16 protein-coding genes and 4 tRNA genes are annotated in these 17,119 nt (G+C 29.1%); all 20 read left to right on the forward strand.

All coding sequences use genetic code 11. The features are described from left to right. Positions 1-5: 5 nt before the first annotated feature. The 20 genes from QP548_RS12695 (at position 6) to QP548_RS12790 (ending at position 17,073) form a co-directional block, all read left to right on the forward strand. Positions 6-965, forward strand: a complete 960-nt coding sequence (locus QP548_RS12695; RefSeq protein ID WP_060795098.1) for a ribose-phosphate diphosphokinase — start codon at positions 6-8, stop codon at positions 963-965. 272 nt (positions 966-1,237) lie between these two features. Then, on the forward strand, positions 1,238-1,924 hold the full coding sequence (locus QP548_RS12700) for a response regulator transcription factor (protein ID WP_003450635.1): 687 nt from the start codon (positions 1,238-1,240) through the stop codon (positions 1,922-1,924). Beyond that, the gene (locus QP548_RS12705) at positions 1,924-3,333 is read left to right on the forward strand and encodes a sensor histidine kinase (protein WP_061429268.1); all 1,410 of its coding nucleotides are present in this window, start codon (positions 1,924-1,926) and stop codon (positions 3,331-3,333) included. Before QP548_RS12700 ends, QP548_RS12705 begins: the two co-directional genes overlap by 1 nt. Positions 3,334-3,353: 20 nt before the next feature. After that, complete coding sequence (locus QP548_RS12710; RefSeq protein WP_061429267.1) at positions 3,354-4,511, forward strand: S1C family serine protease; 1,158 nt, start codon at positions 3,354-3,356, stop codon at positions 4,509-4,511. 125 nt (positions 4,512-4,636) lie between these two features. Then, positions 4,637-5,203: an aminoacyl-tRNA hydrolase gene (pth, locus tag QP548_RS12715; protein ID WP_003450588.1), complete on the forward strand. Its 567-nt coding sequence runs from the start codon at positions 4,637-4,639 to the stop codon at positions 5,201-5,203. A 30-nt stretch (positions 5,204-5,233) separates the two neighbouring features. Continuing rightward, the gene (gene mfd / locus QP548_RS12720) at positions 5,234-8,740 is read left to right on the forward strand and encodes a transcription-repair coupling factor (protein ID WP_061429266.1); all 3,507 of its coding nucleotides are present in this window, start codon (positions 5,234-5,236) and stop codon (positions 8,738-8,740) included. A 100-nt stretch (positions 8,741-8,840) separates the two neighbouring features. Further along, positions 8,841-9,869 carry a peptidylprolyl isomerase gene (locus QP548_RS12725; protein ID WP_075808050.1) on the forward strand — a complete coding sequence of 343 codons (1,029 nt, stop codon included), beginning with the start codon at positions 8,841-8,843 and terminating at the stop codon, positions 9,867-9,869. Between the two features lie 193 nt (positions 9,870-10,062). Then, complete coding sequence (gene spoVT / locus QP548_RS12730; RefSeq protein WP_003450655.1) at positions 10,063-10,611, forward strand: stage V sporulation protein T; 549 nt, start codon at positions 10,063-10,065, stop codon at positions 10,609-10,611. Positions 10,612-10,790: 179 nt separating this feature from the next. Further along, on the forward strand, positions 10,791-12,323 hold the full coding sequence (locus QP548_RS12735) for a putative polysaccharide biosynthesis protein (RefSeq protein ID WP_061429265.1): 1,533 nt from the start codon (positions 10,791-10,793) through the stop codon (positions 12,321-12,323). Between the two features lie 29 nt (positions 12,324-12,352). Beyond that, a complete protein-coding gene (gene mazG / locus QP548_RS12740; protein WP_061429264.1) occupies positions 12,353-13,804 on the forward strand; it encodes a nucleoside triphosphate pyrophosphohydrolase in 1,452 nt (483 codons plus the stop codon). A 216-nt stretch (positions 13,805-14,020) separates the two neighbouring features. After that, positions 14,021-14,296 carry an HU family DNA-binding protein gene (locus QP548_RS12745; protein WP_003450698.1) on the forward strand — a complete coding sequence of 92 codons (276 nt, stop codon included), beginning with the start codon at positions 14,021-14,023 and terminating at the stop codon, positions 14,294-14,296. Positions 14,297-14,403: 107 nt separating this feature from the next. Next, a complete protein-coding gene (locus QP548_RS12750; protein ID WP_003450572.1) occupies positions 14,404-14,664 on the forward strand; it encodes an RNA-binding S4 domain-containing protein in 261 nt (86 codons plus the stop codon). A 130-nt stretch (positions 14,665-14,794) separates the two neighbouring features. Continuing rightward, a complete protein-coding gene (gene yabP / locus QP548_RS12755) occupies positions 14,795-15,094 on the forward strand; it encodes a sporulation protein YabP (protein ID WP_003479288.1) in 300 nt (99 codons plus the stop codon). A gap of 9 nt (positions 15,095-15,103) precedes the next feature. Next, a complete protein-coding gene (yabQ, locus tag QP548_RS12760; RefSeq protein ID WP_003467923.1) occupies positions 15,104-15,478 on the forward strand; it encodes a spore cortex biosynthesis protein YabQ in 375 nt (124 codons plus the stop codon). A gap of 95 nt (positions 15,479-15,573) precedes the next feature. Beyond that, a complete protein-coding gene (locus QP548_RS12765; protein ID WP_034833619.1) occupies positions 15,574-15,894 on the forward strand; it encodes an FtsB family cell division protein in 321 nt (106 codons plus the stop codon). Between the two features lie 59 nt (positions 15,895-15,953). Next, positions 15,954-16,358, forward strand: coding sequence for a S1 domain-containing RNA-binding protein (locus tag QP548_RS12770; protein ID WP_003450336.1), 405 nt, complete (start codon positions 15,954-15,956; stop codon positions 16,356-16,358). Between the two features lie 358 nt (positions 16,359-16,716). Continuing rightward, a tRNA-Leu gene (locus tag QP548_RS12775) sits at positions 16,717-16,805 on the forward strand. A gap of 7 nt (positions 16,806-16,812) precedes the next feature. Then, positions 16,813-16,888 (forward strand) — tRNA-Met (locus QP548_RS12780). Positions 16,889-16,891: 3 nt separating this feature from the next. Next, positions 16,892-16,968 (forward strand) — tRNA-Met (locus tag QP548_RS12785). Positions 16,969-16,984: 16 nt separating this feature from the next. After that, positions 16,985-17,073: transfer RNA gene (locus QP548_RS12790), tRNA-Leu, on the forward strand. The last annotated feature ends 46 nt before the right edge of the window (positions 17,074-17,119 follow it).

Below are 17,119 nucleotides of genomic sequence, written 5' to 3' on the forward strand. Positions count from 1 at the left end.
ACTAAATGGAAAATCATTCAAAAAACATAAAAATATTTACAGGTAATTCTCATCCAGAATTAGCTAGAGAGATTGCAGAGGCGCTAAACATTCCTCTAGGTAAAGCTGAAGTTGGTACTTTCAGTGATGGAGAAATATCAGTAAATATAAAAGAAACTGTTAGAGGTTGCGATGTATTTATAGTTCAATCAACTTGTAGTCCTGTAAATAATAACTTAATGGAGTTATTAATAATGATAGATGCCTTTAAAAGAGCATCAGCAGGAAGAATAAATGCAGTTATACCTTACTATGGATATGCTAGACAAGACAGAAAAGCTAAATCAAGAGATCCAATAACAGCTAAGTTAGTAGCTGACCTATTAACAGCAGCTGGTGCAGATAGAGTTCTTACTATGGATTTACATGCATCACAAATTCAAGGTTATTTTGATATACCAGTAGATCACTTATTAGGCTCACCAATTTTAGCAAAATATTTTGTTGATAAAGGGTTAGCTGATAGAGATGATGTAGTTGTTGTTTCACCAGATTTAGGTTCAGTAACTAGAGCGAGAAAGTTTGCAGATAAACTTAATGCTCCAATAGCTATAATTGATAAAAGAAGACCAAAAGCAAATGTATCTGAAATAATGAACATAATAGGCGATGTTAAGGACAAAGTTTGTATCTTAATAGACGATATGATAGACACTGCAGGAACAATAACTAATGCAGCTAATGCTCTTAAAGATTTAGGAGCAAAAAATGTATATGCTTGTTGTACTCATGGAGTATTATCAGGTCCTGCATTCGAAAGAATAAATAACAGTGCTATTGAAGAGTTAGTTATGTTAAATACTATAGCTCTTCCAGAGGGAGAAGGTTTAAATAAGTTTAAATCATTATCCGTTGCACCTATTATGGCAGATGCAATAAATAGAATTTATGATGATGAACCATTAAGTGGATTATTCCAAGACTAAAAAAAAGAGCGCATATGTCGCTCTTTTTTTTATAAAATCACTAAAAATTGAAACTTTTTTTTAAACAAAAACGTTTAAATTTGATTAAAATGTAAAAATAAAATAATTTTGTTAATTATAAATTGATAAAAATCAATAAATGTTTTACACTTTATTTATATACATTAATAATATGTTAAATGAAAAATATTTCATGTTTTTAAAGTATAAAATTGCACAAAATAAGGACAAATGTAGAATAGTTACAGAAAGGATTTTAAGAGGTGAATTTTATGGAAGGTTTATTAGGAAAGATTTTAATTGTAGACGACGATGAGAATATATGTGAAGTCATAAAAATGTATCTAGAAACTACAGGATATAACGTTAAAGTAGCACATGATGGAAAAGCTGCTAAAGAAGAATTTGTTAACTTTAGCCCTAACCTAGTTGTGTTAGATATGATGCTACCTGGAATTGACGGAATGGAAGTATTAAAGTGGATAAGAAAAGATAGTAACGTTCCAGTAATAATGTTAACTGCTAAAGGAGAGACTTTTGATAAGGTATTAGCTTTAGAAATTGGTGCAGATGACTATGTAGTTAAACCTTTTGAACCAAAAGAATTATTAGCTAGAGTAAAAGCTGTTATGAGAAGATATTCAGGAGAAGAGCCTGATAATGTAGTATTAAACTTCCCAGGTTTAACTATAGATGCTAACTCATATAAAGTTATATACAATGGAGAAGAAGTTAAAACTCCTCCTAAAGAATTTGAACTTTTACACTATCTTGCAAGTAACAAGAATAAAGTTTTCACAAGAGATCAATTATTATGTGAAGTTTGGGGCTATGATTACCCAGGTGATTCAAGAACTGTTGATGTTCACATAAAGAGATTAAGAGAAAAATTAAACGGTGGAGAAGACTGGCAACTTGAAACTGTTTGGGGTGTTGGGTATAAATTTGAGGTGAAATAATGAGATGTCGTGGCTTAGTTCCAAAGTTAATCTTAACACTAAGCGTAACAATATGCATTACTTTCTTTATTGTAGGTATAATACTTTCTAGCTTGTTTAGAGAAGAATATTATCAAGAAAGATTAAAAACTTTATCTGGAGAAGCAGAAGTTATAGAACAAGTTGTAAATTCATTTATGAATAGTGAAACTACTTTAGGTGAATTAGATAAATCTATATCATTTATAGGAGATTCATTAAAAGCAGATATTTATTTAATTGATAGTTATGGTTACATATATTCAGTTTCTAATGAAAAATATGATTATTTAAAACGCACAAAAATAGATGATAATGATATGAAAACATTAAAGGAAAATATTCCTATAGAGGAGAAGAAAAAGAATGAATTTATATATTCTAAACCTATCTTCTATAAGGGGGTATTTACAGGAGCTGTTTCAATAGTTACTCCTTTAAGTGCTTTATCAGATTCTCTTGTTAGAATTAATCAAATAGTATGGATGTGTGTAGCTATAGCTATAATTTTTTCAGGATTGGCAATATATTTTATTTCAAAAAAGATAATAATAAAACCTTTAAAAGTTATAAATAATGCTGCTAAAAAGATTGCTAATGGAGAAATTGGAAATAGAGTTAATGTTTCTTATGATGATGAGGTTGGTGAGTTAGCTGAATCATTTAATATAATGGCAACTTCTATTGAGGAAGCAGAGCTAAATAGAAGGGAATTTATATCTAATGTATCTCATGAGTTAAGATCACCAATGACATCAATTAAGGGCTTTATAACTGCCATATTAGATGGAGTTATTCCTAAAGATAAGGAAGAATATTATCTTGTTATAGTAAATGATGAGATAAGTAGATTAACTAGACTTATAAATGACTTACTAGATTTATCTGCTATGCAAGCTGGAAAACTAGAGTTTAATATAAGTGAGTTAGAATTAAATAGAATTATAGAGACAACTGTATTAAAGATGAATCAAAAGGCTGCAAGTAAAAATATAAAAATTGAAGTTCTATTAGAGAGCGAAAAATTATATGTTTATGGAGACAATGACAGATTAATACAAGTTGTTACTAACTTAGTTGATAATGCCATAAAATACTGTGATGAAAATGGTGAGGTAAAGATATCAACTAAGACAAAGGGAAGTAAGATTGTTGTTAGCATATTTAACACTAGTAAAGGAATAGATGAATATGATTTAACTCATATTTGGGATAGATTCTATAAAGTTGACAAGGCAAGAAGTAATAAAACTAGTACAGGGTTAGGATTATCTATTGTGAGAAATATAATACTGCAACTAGAAGAAGATATTTGGGCTGAAAATGTCAAAGATAAAAATGGTGAAATAAAAGGTGTTAGATTTAATTTTACTTTAACTAAAGTTAAATAAGTATTGCATAGGGGGTCTTTATGGGGAATTTTTTTAAGAACTCTAAAAAGGGGAAGGATCTCCATGGAGTAAATGAAAAAAACTATGACAATATAGTAATTAAAAAGGATAAAAAAAGGTTTTGGATAAAGAGCTTATTAAAGTTAGTTAGTTTTGTTATTCTAGTTGTTTTAGTAAGTTTTATTGCCTTTAAACACTATACAAAAGATTTAACCATGAAAGAACAAAAAGCAAATCTTTTAAATGAAATAAAAGATGGAAGATATGATATAACTAATTTAGTGAATAAATCAGGGTGTAGTTTAGTTACAATCGGTGATGATAGTAATAACTTAGCTATAGGAAAAGATAATGGTAAAAATGTTACTGGATCTATCATAAGAACAGATGGGTACATAATAACTAGTTATAGTGCAATAAAGGATTTTTCAAAAGTTTATGTAAAAATATCAAGTAATGATATAAGTCCTTTTGAGGCTAGAATTGTTGGATTTGATAAGGATACTGACATTGCAGTATTAAAAATAGGGGCTAATGGATTAAAGAGTATTTCAACATCAGAATTAGAGGTTCTAGAAATAGGTGAAAAAGTTGCAACATTAGGAAACACAACAAGTGAGGAACCCTTAGGTTTTGTATCTAATGGAATAGTTAGTGCGCCTATAAAGAAAACAAGTATAGGAGAAGAGGGGCATTCTGATTCTAAGGTTTTTGATCTTATAGAAACTAATTCTTTAATAAATTCAGATAATAATAGTGGTATATTATGTGACTATAATGGAATAGTTATTGGTATAAATAGTTTGTATTTTACTAATAAATTTTCTAAGCCAGGAGTATATTATGCACTAGAAATAAATGATGCTTTAAGAATAGCAGATTCCATAATAAGAGATGGCGGTGTTACTGCCAGTGTAACCTTAGGTGTTACAGGGTCTACTGTTGCAGATGAAAAGAGTAATGTTTATGGAATTTATGTAGAAGATGTTGATAAAGGTAGCAATGCATTTAATGCTGGAATAAAACCAACAGATATAATAGTTGAAGCTGATAATGAGAAGGTTAAGAATATAGAAAGCTTAGCTGACTTATTGAAAAAACATTCTGTAGGCGACATAATTAAACTTAAAGTTATAAGAGGAGATACCATAAAAGATATTTCTGTAACTTTAAAGTGATTAAAAGAATATAACCCTTCACATAATTTAGTGAGGGGTTTTTTGTTGTTTTATATTAATATTAAAAGTATAATTAAAGAATGATTTAATTAAAAAATAAGAATTTAATCAACATGGAGGTTAATATGATTTTAATAGTTGGATTAGGAAATCCGGGAAAACAATATGAACAAACTAGACATAATATTGGATTTGATGTAATTGATTATATGGCAAATAAGTATAATATTGATGTAAATAGGGAAAAATTTAAAGGTATTTGCGGCGAAGGATTTATAGAGAATAAAAAGGTTATTTTATTAAAACCTTTAACATATATGAATTTAAGTGGAGAAAGTATAAGAGAACTTGCTAACTTTTATAAGTTAGAAGATGATGAGATAATAGTAGTTTATGATGATATAAGTTTAGATATAGGAAGACTAAGAATAAGAGAAAAAGGTAGTGCTGGTGGACATAATGGAATCAAGAGCATAATACAAAATCTTGGTGGAGATAAATTCCCAAGGGTTAAAGTTGGTGTAGGACAACCTAAGGATAACTTAGTAAATCACGTCTTAGGAAAATTCTCAAAGGAAGATAGGGAACATATAGAAAAGGTTATTCCAGTAGTAAGTGATGCAATAGTTGAAATTGTAAAAAATGATGCTAAGGAATCAATGAATAAATTTAATGGAGTTAATATAGAATAGTTTATTTATTTTAGAATGGTGGTGTTTAGATTGAGGTTACAGGGGTTAATGGCTCCCTTATTAAATAGTGAGGCTTTTCAAAAGGTTAAATCTTTTATGGAAAGCGGAAATTATCCAGTAATGATAAATGGTTTATCTGATTCGGGGAAATCATATTTTATAAATGGTATATATGAGGAATCAGATAAGCCTATAGTTGTTGTTACACATAATGATATTGAAGCTAGAAATATATATGAGGATTTATCTTTTTACTTACCTAATGTGTATTATTTACCTTCAAGAGAGATTGTGTTTTACAATATAGATGCTATTTCTGGAGATTTAAGATGGGCAAGGTTAAAGGTTATAAAGGAAATGCTAAGAAGCACTAAAAAAATTATAGTTACGTCTATAGATGCTTTTGCAGCAACTTATACACCTAAGGAGCTTTATAAAAGTCATATATTAAAGATTAAAGTTGGAGATGAAGTCGATTTTAAGGAGATTTCTCATAAACTTATTGAATCAGGTTATGAAAGATTAGAAACAGTTGAAGGAAAAGGTGAATTTTCATTAAGAGGAGGAATATTAGATGTATTTCCTCCTAATTCAGCTAATCCTTTTAGAATAGAGTTATTTGGAGATGAAGTTGATTCTATTAGAACCTTTAATGTAGAATCACAAAGAAGTATAGAAAAGGTAAAGAGGGCAGAAATATTCCCTGCTAAGGAAGTTATATTAAGTAAAGAAACTATAGAACATGCTATAGAAAAGATGAGAAAAGAGCTTTCTGAGTTTGAAAACAAAGTTTCTGATAAGGAAGTAAAAGAGAGACTTAGAAAATTAATAGAAAGAAACATAGAATCACTACAAGAAAATTGGAGTTTTGAAACTATAGATAGTTATCTCCCATTTTTCTTTGATAAACCAGCAACATTATTCGATTATTTAAATAATTATACCTTTATAATTGATGATGCTAAAAGATGTAAGGGAAAGTTAGAAAGTACTGTATTTGAGTTTACTGAAAACTATGAAGCTTTTCTAGAAAGAGGAAGCATATTACCTTCTCAAATTAATTTAAGCTTAAGTGCTGAAGTGGTAGAAGAATCATTTAAGGGGAATAAAGTAATAAATTTAGCTCCTTTTGGAGATGGTGGATTTATAGAAGCTTTCAACAAAGTTGAAGTGAAACAAAGTACTAAAAGTGGATATCAAGGTCAGCTTGATATGCTTATAGATGATATAAAAGAGAATAAGAAAAATGGATTTAGAACTTTAATACTTTCAGGAACAAGACCAAGAGGAGAAAGATTAGTAAACACTTTAAGAGAGTTAGAGATAGAGAGTGTATATAAAGATGATGTTGATGAAATAAATAATGGAGAAGTTGTAATAACTTTTGGAGAGCAGAATAAAGGATTTGAGTACCCTGATATAAAACTTTGTTTAATATCAGATAAAAGTGTTTTTGGTGAGGGTAAAAGAGCTAAAAAAACTAAGAGAAAAAAATCAAAAGGTGTATCTAAAATTAAGAGTTTTGCTGAGTTAAAGCCTGGAGATTATGTAGTTCATGTAAATAGTGGTATAGGTGTCTATAAAGGTATAAAACAAATAGAAGTTCAAGGACATAAAAGAGACTATTTGGATATTGAATATTCAAAAGGTGATAAGTTATATGTACCAGTTGAACAATTAGACTTAGTTCAAAAATATATTGGATCAGATAGTGCCTCTCCTAAGATAAGTAAATTAGGAGGAAATGAGTGGCAAAAAGCTAAGGCTAAGGTAAGAAAGTCCATAAATGACATAGCTGGTGACTTAGTAAAATTATATGCTGAGAGATCTACTGTAAAGGGATATAAATTCTCAAAGGATACTCAATGGCAAAAGCAATTTGAAGATGAATTTCCATATGAAGAAACACCAGACCAATTATCAGCTATTGAAGATATAAAGAGTGATATGGAAGCAAACAAAGTTATGGATAGATTGCTTTGTGGTGATGTTGGTTATGGAAAAACTGAGGTTGCTATTAGAGCCGCATTTAAGGCCGTAATGGAAGGAAAACAAGTAGCATTTTTGGTTCCTACAACAATATTAGCAGAGCAACATTATAAGAATATGAAAAAAAGATTTGCAGGATTCCCTATAACTATTGATATGATAAGTAGATTTAGGACTAAGAAGCAACAAACAGAAACTTTAAAAGCTTTAAAAGAAGGAAATGTTGATATATTAATAGGTACTCATAGACTTGTTTCTAAAGATATTCAGTTTAAGGATTTAGGTCTTCTTATTGTGGATGAAGAGCAAAGATTTGGGGTAGCTCAAAAAGAAAAGATTAAGAGTTTTAAGAAGAATGTTGATGTTCTTACTTTAAGTGCAACGCCAATACCTAGAACTCTTCATATGTCACTTACAGGGGTAAGAGATATTTCTGTAATAGAGACACCACCAGAGAATAGATATCCTATTCAAACCTATGTTGTAGAACAAAATGATCAACTTATTAGAGATGCAATTTTAAGAGAAATTAATAGAGATGGTCAAGTTTATTTTGTTCATAATAGAGTTGAAAGTATTCAAGAGGTAGCTAATTATATACAAGAGCTTGTTCCAGAGTGTAAGGCAACTGTTATTCATGGACAAATGACAGAGAGACAGTTAGAAACTGAAATGATAGACTTTATGGAAAGAAAGTACGATGTTTTAGTATGTACTTCCATAATAGAAACAGGAATTGATATTTCAAATGTAAATACAATGATAGTAAATGATGCAGATAAAATGGGACTTTCTCAGCTTTATCAATTAAGAGGAAGAGTTGGTAGAAGTAACAAGGTTGCTTATGCATATTTCCTATATCAAAGAGATAAGGTATTAACTGAGGTAGCAGAGAAGAGACTTAAAGCCTTAAAAGATTTTACAGAGCTTGGATCAGGATTTAAAATAGCCATGAGAGACCTTGAAATAAGAGGAGCCGGAAATATGATGGGATCAGCTCAGCATGGGCATATGGCGGCTATAGGATATGATTTATACTGTAGAATGTTAGAAGACACTATAAAAATTGTTAAGGGTGAAATAGAAAGAGAGCCAGTAGAGACAACTGTAGATTTAAAAGTGGATGCATTTATTCCTTCAAGTTATATAAAAGATGAAATTCAAAAGATTGAAGTATATAAGAAAATTGCTGCTATAGAAAATGAAGAGGATTATGAATATGTTAGAGAGGAATTAGAAGATAGATTTTCTAATATACCAAATACAGTTTATAATCTTATGGACATAGCTTATATAAAAAGCAAAGCTAAACTTTTAAATATTGAAGAAATAAAAGAAAAGAATGAAGATATAATATTTATATTTGAAGGTAGAGAAAGAACAGATAAGAGAATATTTAAAGTACTTTTAGAAGAATATAAAGATGATATATTAATTGAATTTGGAGATAAACCAACAATTTTATATAGAGTGAAGGACAAGAAAAAAGAAGATGTTTTATTTACTTTTAAAGAGATGTTAGATAAGTTAATAGCTTTAAATAATTAATAATTTATAAATTGAAATATTACTGTAACATTGATATACTAAAATAGAATTTGACTAGAATATTATGTAAATTTTAATAGGAGAAAGGCGAGGTATTAGAATGGTAAGTGTAAAAAAAATAGTCGCATCTGCACTAGTGGGAGTTTTAATGTTTAGTGCTGTTGGGTGTAATATGGTAGAAAAAACTCAAGCCGCTATTGATAAGACGACTGTAGCTACAGTTAACGGAGAGAAAATAACTTTAGGAGAGGTTGATTCACATTTAAAAGGAGTCTTTGCTCAAATGAAAAGCCAATATGGTGATAAATATATGGATGACCCTCAAGTTGCACAACAAATATTACAACAAAGACAAAGTGTAGTACAGGGCTTAGTAACTGACAAGGTTTTAGGAATCGAAGCTGATAAATTAGGAATAAAACCATCAGAAGAAGAGATTAAGAAAAAAGTAGATGAGAAATTTGAGAATATCAAAAAAGGAATGGGAGATAACTTTGATAAAGCTTTAGAGGCTGAAGGATATACAGAAGATACATTCAAAGATGTAATAAAAAATCAAGTTATAAATCAAGCCGTTCAAGATTATATTATTAAAGATGTAAAGGTAACTGATGAGGATGCACAAAAATACTATGATGAGAATAAACAACAGTTTGTAGCTAAGGATTCTGGAGTTCTTACAAAACACTTATTATTTGAAAATGAAGAAGAAGCTCAAAAAGCTTATGATGAAATTCAATCAGGAAAAACAACATTCAATGATTTGTTTACAAAATATGGAAATGATAAATCGGAGAATAAGAAACCTATAGCAGAAAACTTAGGAGTAGTACCTGCAGAAAACTCAGGATTAGTTCAAGAGTTTGTAGATGGATTAAAACCATTAAAAGAAGGAGAAATATCTAAGCCTATAAAAACTCAATTTGGATATCATATAATTCAAGCTGGAGCTACTTATGAAAAAGGAGCACAGTTACCATTTGACGAGGTTAAATCACAAATAATACAAATTTTAAAACAACAAAAAGATTCAGAGAAATTTAAAGCTGATATGGATCAATGGAAAAAAGATTTAAATGTTAAAGTTTATGATGATAAATTACAAGAAGGTTTAAAAATAAGCAAATAGTTTTTATTAAGACTTATGGAAGTTATTCCATAAGTCTTTTTTTTATAGTTTTTAAGAGATATTTTCTTAAATTGGCTATTAAATTTAAAGATGACATAAATATAATCAATATGCATAAAATTTCAAATAAATTAAATACTATTAGTGTAGACAAAGATTAGTGATTAGTATTTATACAGGGAGGTACATATAAATGAAAGCTACTGGAATAGTAAGACGTATTGATGATTTAGGTAGAGTTGTAATACCTAAGGAAATAAGAAGAACTTTAAGAATAAGAGAAGGGGATCCTTTAGAAATCTTTACTGATAGAGATGGTGGAGTAATATTAAAAAAATACTCACCAATAGGGGAACTAACAGATTTTTCAAAGGAATATGCTGAAGCTCTACAACAATCTACAGGACACATAATTCTGATATCAGATAATGATGCATTTATATCTGTAAGTGGAACTTCTAAAAAAGAGTTTTTAGAAAGAAAAATAAGTGATGAGTTAGAAGATATAATGGATAAGAGAAAATCAGTAGTATTAAGTGCTACTAATAAAAACTTAATACCAATCCATGGTGACGATGATGAAAGTAAATATAGTGGGCAGGTTATAGCACCTATATTAGCTGAGGGTGATGCTATAGGCTCTGTAGTTATACTTTCTAAAGAAGGTAAAGCTTTAGGAGAGGTTGAACAAAAACTAGCAGAAACAGCAGCTGCATTCTTAGGCAAACAAATGGAACAATAAAGCTATCATAATTAAATATTTGTATTTTAAATAGTAATAATACCTCTGAATTTAAAATAATATAAAATGAGACTTAATTTAGAGAAAGTAAATCCTTACTTAAATTAAGTAATATTAAATCCACGCACTTTTTATAGTATTTTAATATAATTTGGTTAATTTAAATTTGGAGGTATTTTATGAAGAAACAATCCCTTATAAAAGGTAGTCTTGTACTTGCTTGTGCTGGTATTTTAGCCAAGTTTCTTGGTTTATTTTTTAGATGGCCATTAATAATGTTAATAGGAGATGAAGGCTTAGGATATTATCAAATGACCTATCCTTTATATATGCTTTTTGTTGCCATTGCAGCAGGAATACCTATAGCAGTATCTAAATTAGTATCTGAAAAAAATGCTCTAGGAAAGTATGAGGAAAGTTTTCAGGTAATAAAAGAAGCTTTAAAGGTAATGGTTTTACTAGGAATAGGGACAAGCATCTTTTTAGCTGTAGGTGGTAAATTTCTTTTACCATTTTTAAAATGGGATGATAAGGCCTATTACTCTATACTAGGAATTTGTTTAGCTCCTACATTAATAGGAATAATAACCCCTATTAGAGGTTTTTTTCAAGGATTTCAGAATATGACTCCAACTGCTATATCTCAAATACTAGAGCAAATAGGTAGAGTTATAGTTGGTGTTGGATTAGCTTATATATTAATAGATAAAGGAATTGAATACTCTGCAGGGGGAGCATCCTTTGGTGCAGTAGCTGGAGCCTTTGTAGCAGCATTATATTTAATTCCTAAATATAGAAAGATAAAAAATAGTTTTAAACTAGGCAAGATAAAAGGTAGTCATAAAATATTTATGGAAATAATAAATATAGCTCTTCCTATATCTATAGGTGCTGCTGTAGGAAGTGTTATGGGAGTTATAGATTCTGTCTTAGTTCCTCAAAAGCTTTTACAAGCTGGGTTTACTGGGCAAGAGGCTACAGTTTTATATGCTCAGCTTACAGGGAAAGCTACTGTGTTTACTAATATTCCTATGACCTTAGCCACTGCATTAGCTGCCTCAATAATACCTATAATTTCTGAATTATATATTCTTAAAGATAAAGTACAAGTTAAACAAAAAATAGATACTACAATGAAATTATGTATGATAGTTTCTATTCCATGTTTTTTAGGTTTATTTTTTATGGCAGAACCTATAATGAATCTTTTGTTTCCAGGAAAAGCTGATGGATTTATGATATTAAAATATTTATCAATCAGTGTTCCATTTTTAGTTGGTACACAGATAACAACATCCATATTACAAGGAATGGGATATTATTATAGACCTGTTTTTCATCTTTTTATAGGGTGTATATTAAAAGTATTATTAACTATGAATTTAATACCTATAAGATATTTAAATATTTATGGTGCTGTAATAGCAACAATAATATCTTATTCTGTGGTATTAATATTAAATTTAATATATATGGCTAAGAGATTTAAATACGCTCCTAATATAAAAGATGTAATAATAAAGCCTATCTTCGCATCAATTTTAATGATTGGTACAGTTTTATATTTATATACACAAGCTTTAAAATATAGTGGAAGTAACAGTATATCTTGCTTAATAGCTGTATTTGTGGGTATTATTATATATATGATATCATTGTTTGTACTTAAAATTTTTAGCGTAGAAGAAATAAAGGGACGACTAAGAAATTAATTTTTATAAGTTGCGAAGGAGAATATGGAATGCTTAAGATAATGGGTCTAGGGCCAGGTGCCTATGAAGCATTAACAATAGGTGCTTTAAAAGAATTAAAAAACAATAAAAATATATATTTTAGAACAGAAAAACATCCTACAGTGGATTTCTTAAAAGATGAAGGAATTAAGTTTAAATCATATGATCATGCATATGAAAAATATGATAGCTTTGATGATGTATATAAATATATTGCAGAGGATTTAATAACTAAAATTAAGGATGATGAGGATTTAATATATGCAGTGCCAGGTCATCCTTTAGTGGCAGAAAAATCAGTAATTAATTTAATTGAATTATGTAAAGAAAATAATATTCAGTATGAAGTTTTGCCAGCAGTTAGCTTTGTAGATGCTATGATGGAAGCGCTGCAAGTAGATCCAATAGAGGGTGTAAAAATAATTGATGCCTTTGACATGAAAAATCAAATATTAGATAAGCGTGTTGGAACTATAATAACTCAAGTTTATAATAATTTCATAGCTTCAGAGGTTAAGTTAAGACTTTTAGAAGGATATGAAGATGATACTGAAATAATATTTGTAAGAGCGGCTGGAGTTGAAGGCTTAGAGAGTATAAGAAAAATACCTTTATATGAATTAGATTGGCAAGAAGATATAGATTATTTAACTTCAATATATATACCTAAGGATTTAGGAAATAAAAAAGATTTTCAAGATTTATTAGATATTATAGAAACTTTAAGAAACCCAGGTGGATGTCCTTGGGATAGAGAGCAAACTCATGAGAGTTTAAAGAGTGCTCTTTTAGAAGAATGCTATGAAGTAATTGATGCTATTGAAAATGAGGATGAGGATGCTTTAATAGAAGAGCTTGGTGATGTTTTACTTCAAGTTGTATTCCACGCTTCTATAGGCAAGGAAGATGGATATTTTGATATTATGGATGTAATAGGTGCAATATCAAATAAAATGATAAATAGACATCCTCATGTCTTTGGAAATGAAGAAGCAAATACTTCAGAGCAAGTTTTAGTAAATTGGGATGAAATTAAGAAAGAAGAAAAAGGTATTAAAACTTTAACAGAAGAAATGCAAAACATAGCTAAATCTCTTCCAGCTACAACAAGAGCTTATAAGGTTCAAAAGAAAGCTAAAAAGGTAGGTTTTGACTGGGATGATGTAAATTGTGCTATGGATAAAGTAAAAGAAGAATTAAATGAAATAAAAGAGGTTTATAATTGTGAAGATAAGTCAATAATAGAAGGTGAAGTAGGTGACTTACTTTTTGCTTGCATAAATGTAGCAAGATTCCTAGAAGTTGATGGAGAATTAGCTTTAGATAAAACAATTAAAAAGTTTATAAAGAGATTCTCTTATATTGAAAATGAAGCAATAAAAAACAATAAGAATTTAAAAGATATGACTTTAGAAGATATGGATAAACTATGGGAAGAGGCTAAAACAAGTGAAAAATAAGTGTTTTTACTAATTTATGGCTTGTTAAAATGAAAAAAAGCATAAATTTTAAAAAAAATGCAAAAATATCAGTATTTTTAGGGCAAAAATTGAAAGTATTGACTATACAAAGAAAGAAATATATATTATGATAATATAAGTTGATACTAGTTCATTTGGATAACTGGTAAACAATTATTGCAGTAAACTAACTGGAATTTTAAGGAGGATGTAAAAGTGAATAAAGCAGAATTAATAACAAGCATGGCTGAAAAAAGCAACTTAACTAAAAAAGATGCTGAATTAGCTTTAAAAGCATTCATAGAAAGCGTTAGCGAAACTTTAGAAAATGGTGACAAAGTTCAATTAGTTGGATTCGGAACTTTCGAAACTAGAGTAAGAGCTGAAAGAGAAGGAAGAAACCCAAGAACTAAAGAAGTTATAAAAATACCTGCTTCAATAGCTCCTGTATTCAAGCCAGGTAAAGAGTTAAAAGAAAGAGTTAACGCTTAATTTTAGATATTTTAAGTTTGGTTAATTTAACTTTAAAAAAGCCCGAGTTATTTCTCGGGCTTTTTTATCTATTAATGAAGTTTCTTTAAGATTAAGGAGGATATCCTATGAGATTAGATAAATATTTAAAGGTTTCTAGAATAATTAAAAGAAGAACAGTTGCTAAGGAAGCTTGTGAAAGTGGAAGAGTAATAATAAATGGAAAAGTTGCAAAACCTTCAAATGATATAAAAGAAGGAGATATAATAGAAATATTATTTGGAAACAGAACTTTAAAAGCAAGAGTTATAAATATTGCTGAGCATGTTAGAAAAGAAAACGCTAAAGAGATGTATGAAATATTAGAAGGCGAAGAAGATAAAGAATAATATGTTTCACTTAAAACTTTATTATTAAAAATGACTAATATAATTTAAAAGATTATATTAGTCATTTTTTTGTGTAAAGATGAATAATCATAAGTTAGGGAAAATATTTTTTTACATAGGAGGCTTTCTTATGACTGATAAAAAAAGTGAAAATAAAACCATACAAGGTGCTAGCAGTTTATCTTTAGAAAATAGAAAAATTTTATCTATTACAGGTGTAAATGAAGTTATAAACTTTGATGAAGAAAAAATAAGTTTAAAAACAGATTTAGGTCCATTATTAATAAAGGGATCTGAGTTAAAGATGAATAAATTAGATGTTCAAAATGGGGAGGTTATAATAGGAGGATTTATAAGTAATATTGATTATTTAAATAAAAAAAATAAGCGTAAAAGAAATATAAATTTACTTTCTAAAATATTTAAATAGGTGGGAGATATGCTTTTAGATATAAATATTCAATTTAAAATTGTTATTTTTGCAATATTATCTGGAATAATAATTGGATTTTTGTTTGATATTTATAGAGAATTTAGAGGTGTTTGCAAAAATAAAATATTAATAACAATTGAAGATATATTATTTTGGATATGGTGTAGTTTAATTGTATTTGTATTTTTACTAAAATATAATTATGCCCTTATAGGTGTGTATGTATATGTGTTTATGGGAATAACTTTAGTTATTTATTTAAAAACATTATCTAAATATTTTAGAAGAATACAACATAAAATTCTAGCTATACTATTAAAGAATCTGAGAATAATATTCAAAAATATAAGATATGCATTTAAAAATACATTCACAAATTAAAAAGTTAATTCATAAGGTAAAAATTGCTTGAATTAAGCTATAATAGTGTTTACAATAGACTTATATCGTACCGTTGCAAGTATGGGGGTATAAGAGTGAAAAAAAGAATGAATTTAAAAAATATGGTAATAATTATATTGATTGCTATATTGGTTATTTCTTATGTTAGACAAGAACTTACAATGAACAAAATACACAAAGACATAGAAGCCAAGCAAACTCAGCTTAATGAGCTTCAAGATAAAAATAAGAAGTTACAAGATGAGGTAAACCAATCTTCAACAGACGAATACATAGAGAGAATGGCTAGAGAAAGATTAGGTATGATTAAGGATGGCGAGAAGGTTATTACTAACTCAGATTCACCTCAAGACAAGCAAAATAATTCTGAAGCAAAGAACAATCAGAATAAATAAGGTTATTATTAAAAATAACATATATTTTATTTATAAATTTAAGGAGGAAACTTTTAAACATGACCTTAATGGCAGGAAACATATTAGAGGGTAGAATAATTAACATCACAAACTTTGGTGCGTTTGTTGAAGTGGAAGGAAAGACAGGTTTAGTTCATATATCTGAAGTAGCAGATACTTATGTTAAAGATATAAGAGAGCATCTTAAAGAAGATGACAAAGTTAAAGTGAAAGTAATATCAGTTGATGATAAAGGCAAAATAAGCTTATCAATAAAGCAAGCTATGCCACCAAAGAAGAAATCTGTTAAACCTGCAGATTTTGATTGGAATAATGAAAAGAAAGCTAAGCCAAAACAAAACTTTGAAGATATAATGTCAAAGTTTTTAAAGGATAGTGAAGAAAGACTTCAAGATGTAAAAAAACATCAAGATGTAAAACAAAGAAAAAGAAAATCAATATAATATTTCTTAAAATCCCTTGGAGCATATCTAAGGGATTTTAAATTTAGCTTTTATATTTTATCTTTGTAGAATTTAATACTTATTTAAAATAGAATTTCAATAATAAAATATAGATTATAATAAAAACATTTCTTTGTTTTAATTATTTTTAAGCTTAATTTTTTTATGTTTTTTAGTTTTTTCTAAAAAATCATATGAGATTATGGAGTTTTTTTATGATTTTTTTTAACTAAACCTTAGATTTCATGAGGGTTTATTAATATTTATAATAAATTTTATAAAAAACTTTAAAAAATATGTTGACAGTATGCTTGTGCTTATGTATAATAAATCTTGTCGTTGGGAAACACGATGACATGCCGAAGTGGCGGAACTGGCAGACGCACAGGACTTAAAATCCTGCGGTGCTAACACACCGTACCGGTTCGATTCCGGTCTTCGGCACCAATAATATCGCGGGGTGGAGCAGCTGGTAGCTCGTCGGGCTCATAACCCGAAGGTCGTAGGTTCAAGTCCTGCCCCCGCAACCACATGGCGGGATAGCTCAGCTGGCTAGAGCATTCGGTTCATACCCGAAGGGTCGCAAGTTCGAATCTTGTTCCCGCTACCATTTAAACTTAATATATGCCGAAGTGGCGGAACTGGCAGACGCACAGGACTTAAAATCCTGCGATGCTAACACATCGTACCGGTTCGATTCCGGTCTTCGGCACCAATAATATCGCGGGGTGGAGCAGCTGGTAGCTCGTCGGGCTCATAAC

Source organism: Clostridium sp. UMB9555A (assembly GCF_030222355.1).
In the GTDB taxonomy this organism is placed as follows: domain Bacteria; phylum Bacillota; class Clostridia; order Clostridiales; family Clostridiaceae; genus Sarcina; species Sarcina perfringens.

Excerpts from the sequence above, each read along its gene's own strand:
- QP548_RS12695 (WP_060795098.1), top strand. The coding sequence starts at position 6 with ATGGAAAATCATTCAAAAAACATAAAAATATTTACAGGTAATTCTCAT.
- QP548_RS12700 (WP_003450635.1), top strand. The coding sequence starts at position 1,238 with ATGGAAGGTTTATTAGGAAAGATTTTAATTGTAGACGACGATGAGAAT.
- QP548_RS12705 (WP_061429268.1), top strand. The coding sequence starts at position 1,924 with ATGAGATGTCGTGGCTTAGTTCCAAAGTTAATCTTAACACTAAGCGTA.
- QP548_RS12710 (WP_061429267.1), top strand. The coding sequence starts at position 3,354 with ATGGGGAATTTTTTTAAGAACTCTAAAAAGGGGAAGGATCTCCATGGA.
- pth (WP_003450588.1), top strand. The coding sequence starts at position 4,637 with ATGATTTTAATAGTTGGATTAGGAAATCCGGGAAAACAATATGAACAA.
- QP548_RS12725 (WP_075808050.1), top strand. The coding sequence starts at position 8,841 with ATGGTAAGTGTAAAAAAAATAGTCGCATCTGCACTAGTGGGAGTTTTA.
- spoVT (WP_003450655.1), top strand. The coding sequence starts at position 10,063 with ATGAAAGCTACTGGAATAGTAAGACGTATTGATGATTTAGGTAGAGTT.
- QP548_RS12735 (WP_061429265.1), top strand. The coding sequence starts at position 10,791 with ATGAAGAAACAATCCCTTATAAAAGGTAGTCTTGTACTTGCTTGTGCT.
- mazG (WP_061429264.1), top strand. The coding sequence starts at position 12,353 with ATGCTTAAGATAATGGGTCTAGGGCCAGGTGCCTATGAAGCATTAACA.
- QP548_RS12750 (WP_003450572.1), top strand. The coding sequence starts at position 14,404 with ATGAGATTAGATAAATATTTAAAGGTTTCTAGAATAATTAAAAGAAGA.
- yabP (WP_003479288.1), top strand. The coding sequence starts at position 14,795 with ATGACTGATAAAAAAAGTGAAAATAAAACCATACAAGGTGCTAGCAGT.
- yabQ (WP_003467923.1), top strand. The coding sequence starts at position 15,104 with ATGCTTTTAGATATAAATATTCAATTTAAAATTGTTATTTTTGCAATA.
- QP548_RS12770 (WP_003450336.1), top strand. The coding sequence starts at position 15,954 with ATGACCTTAATGGCAGGAAACATATTAGAGGGTAGAATAATTAACATC.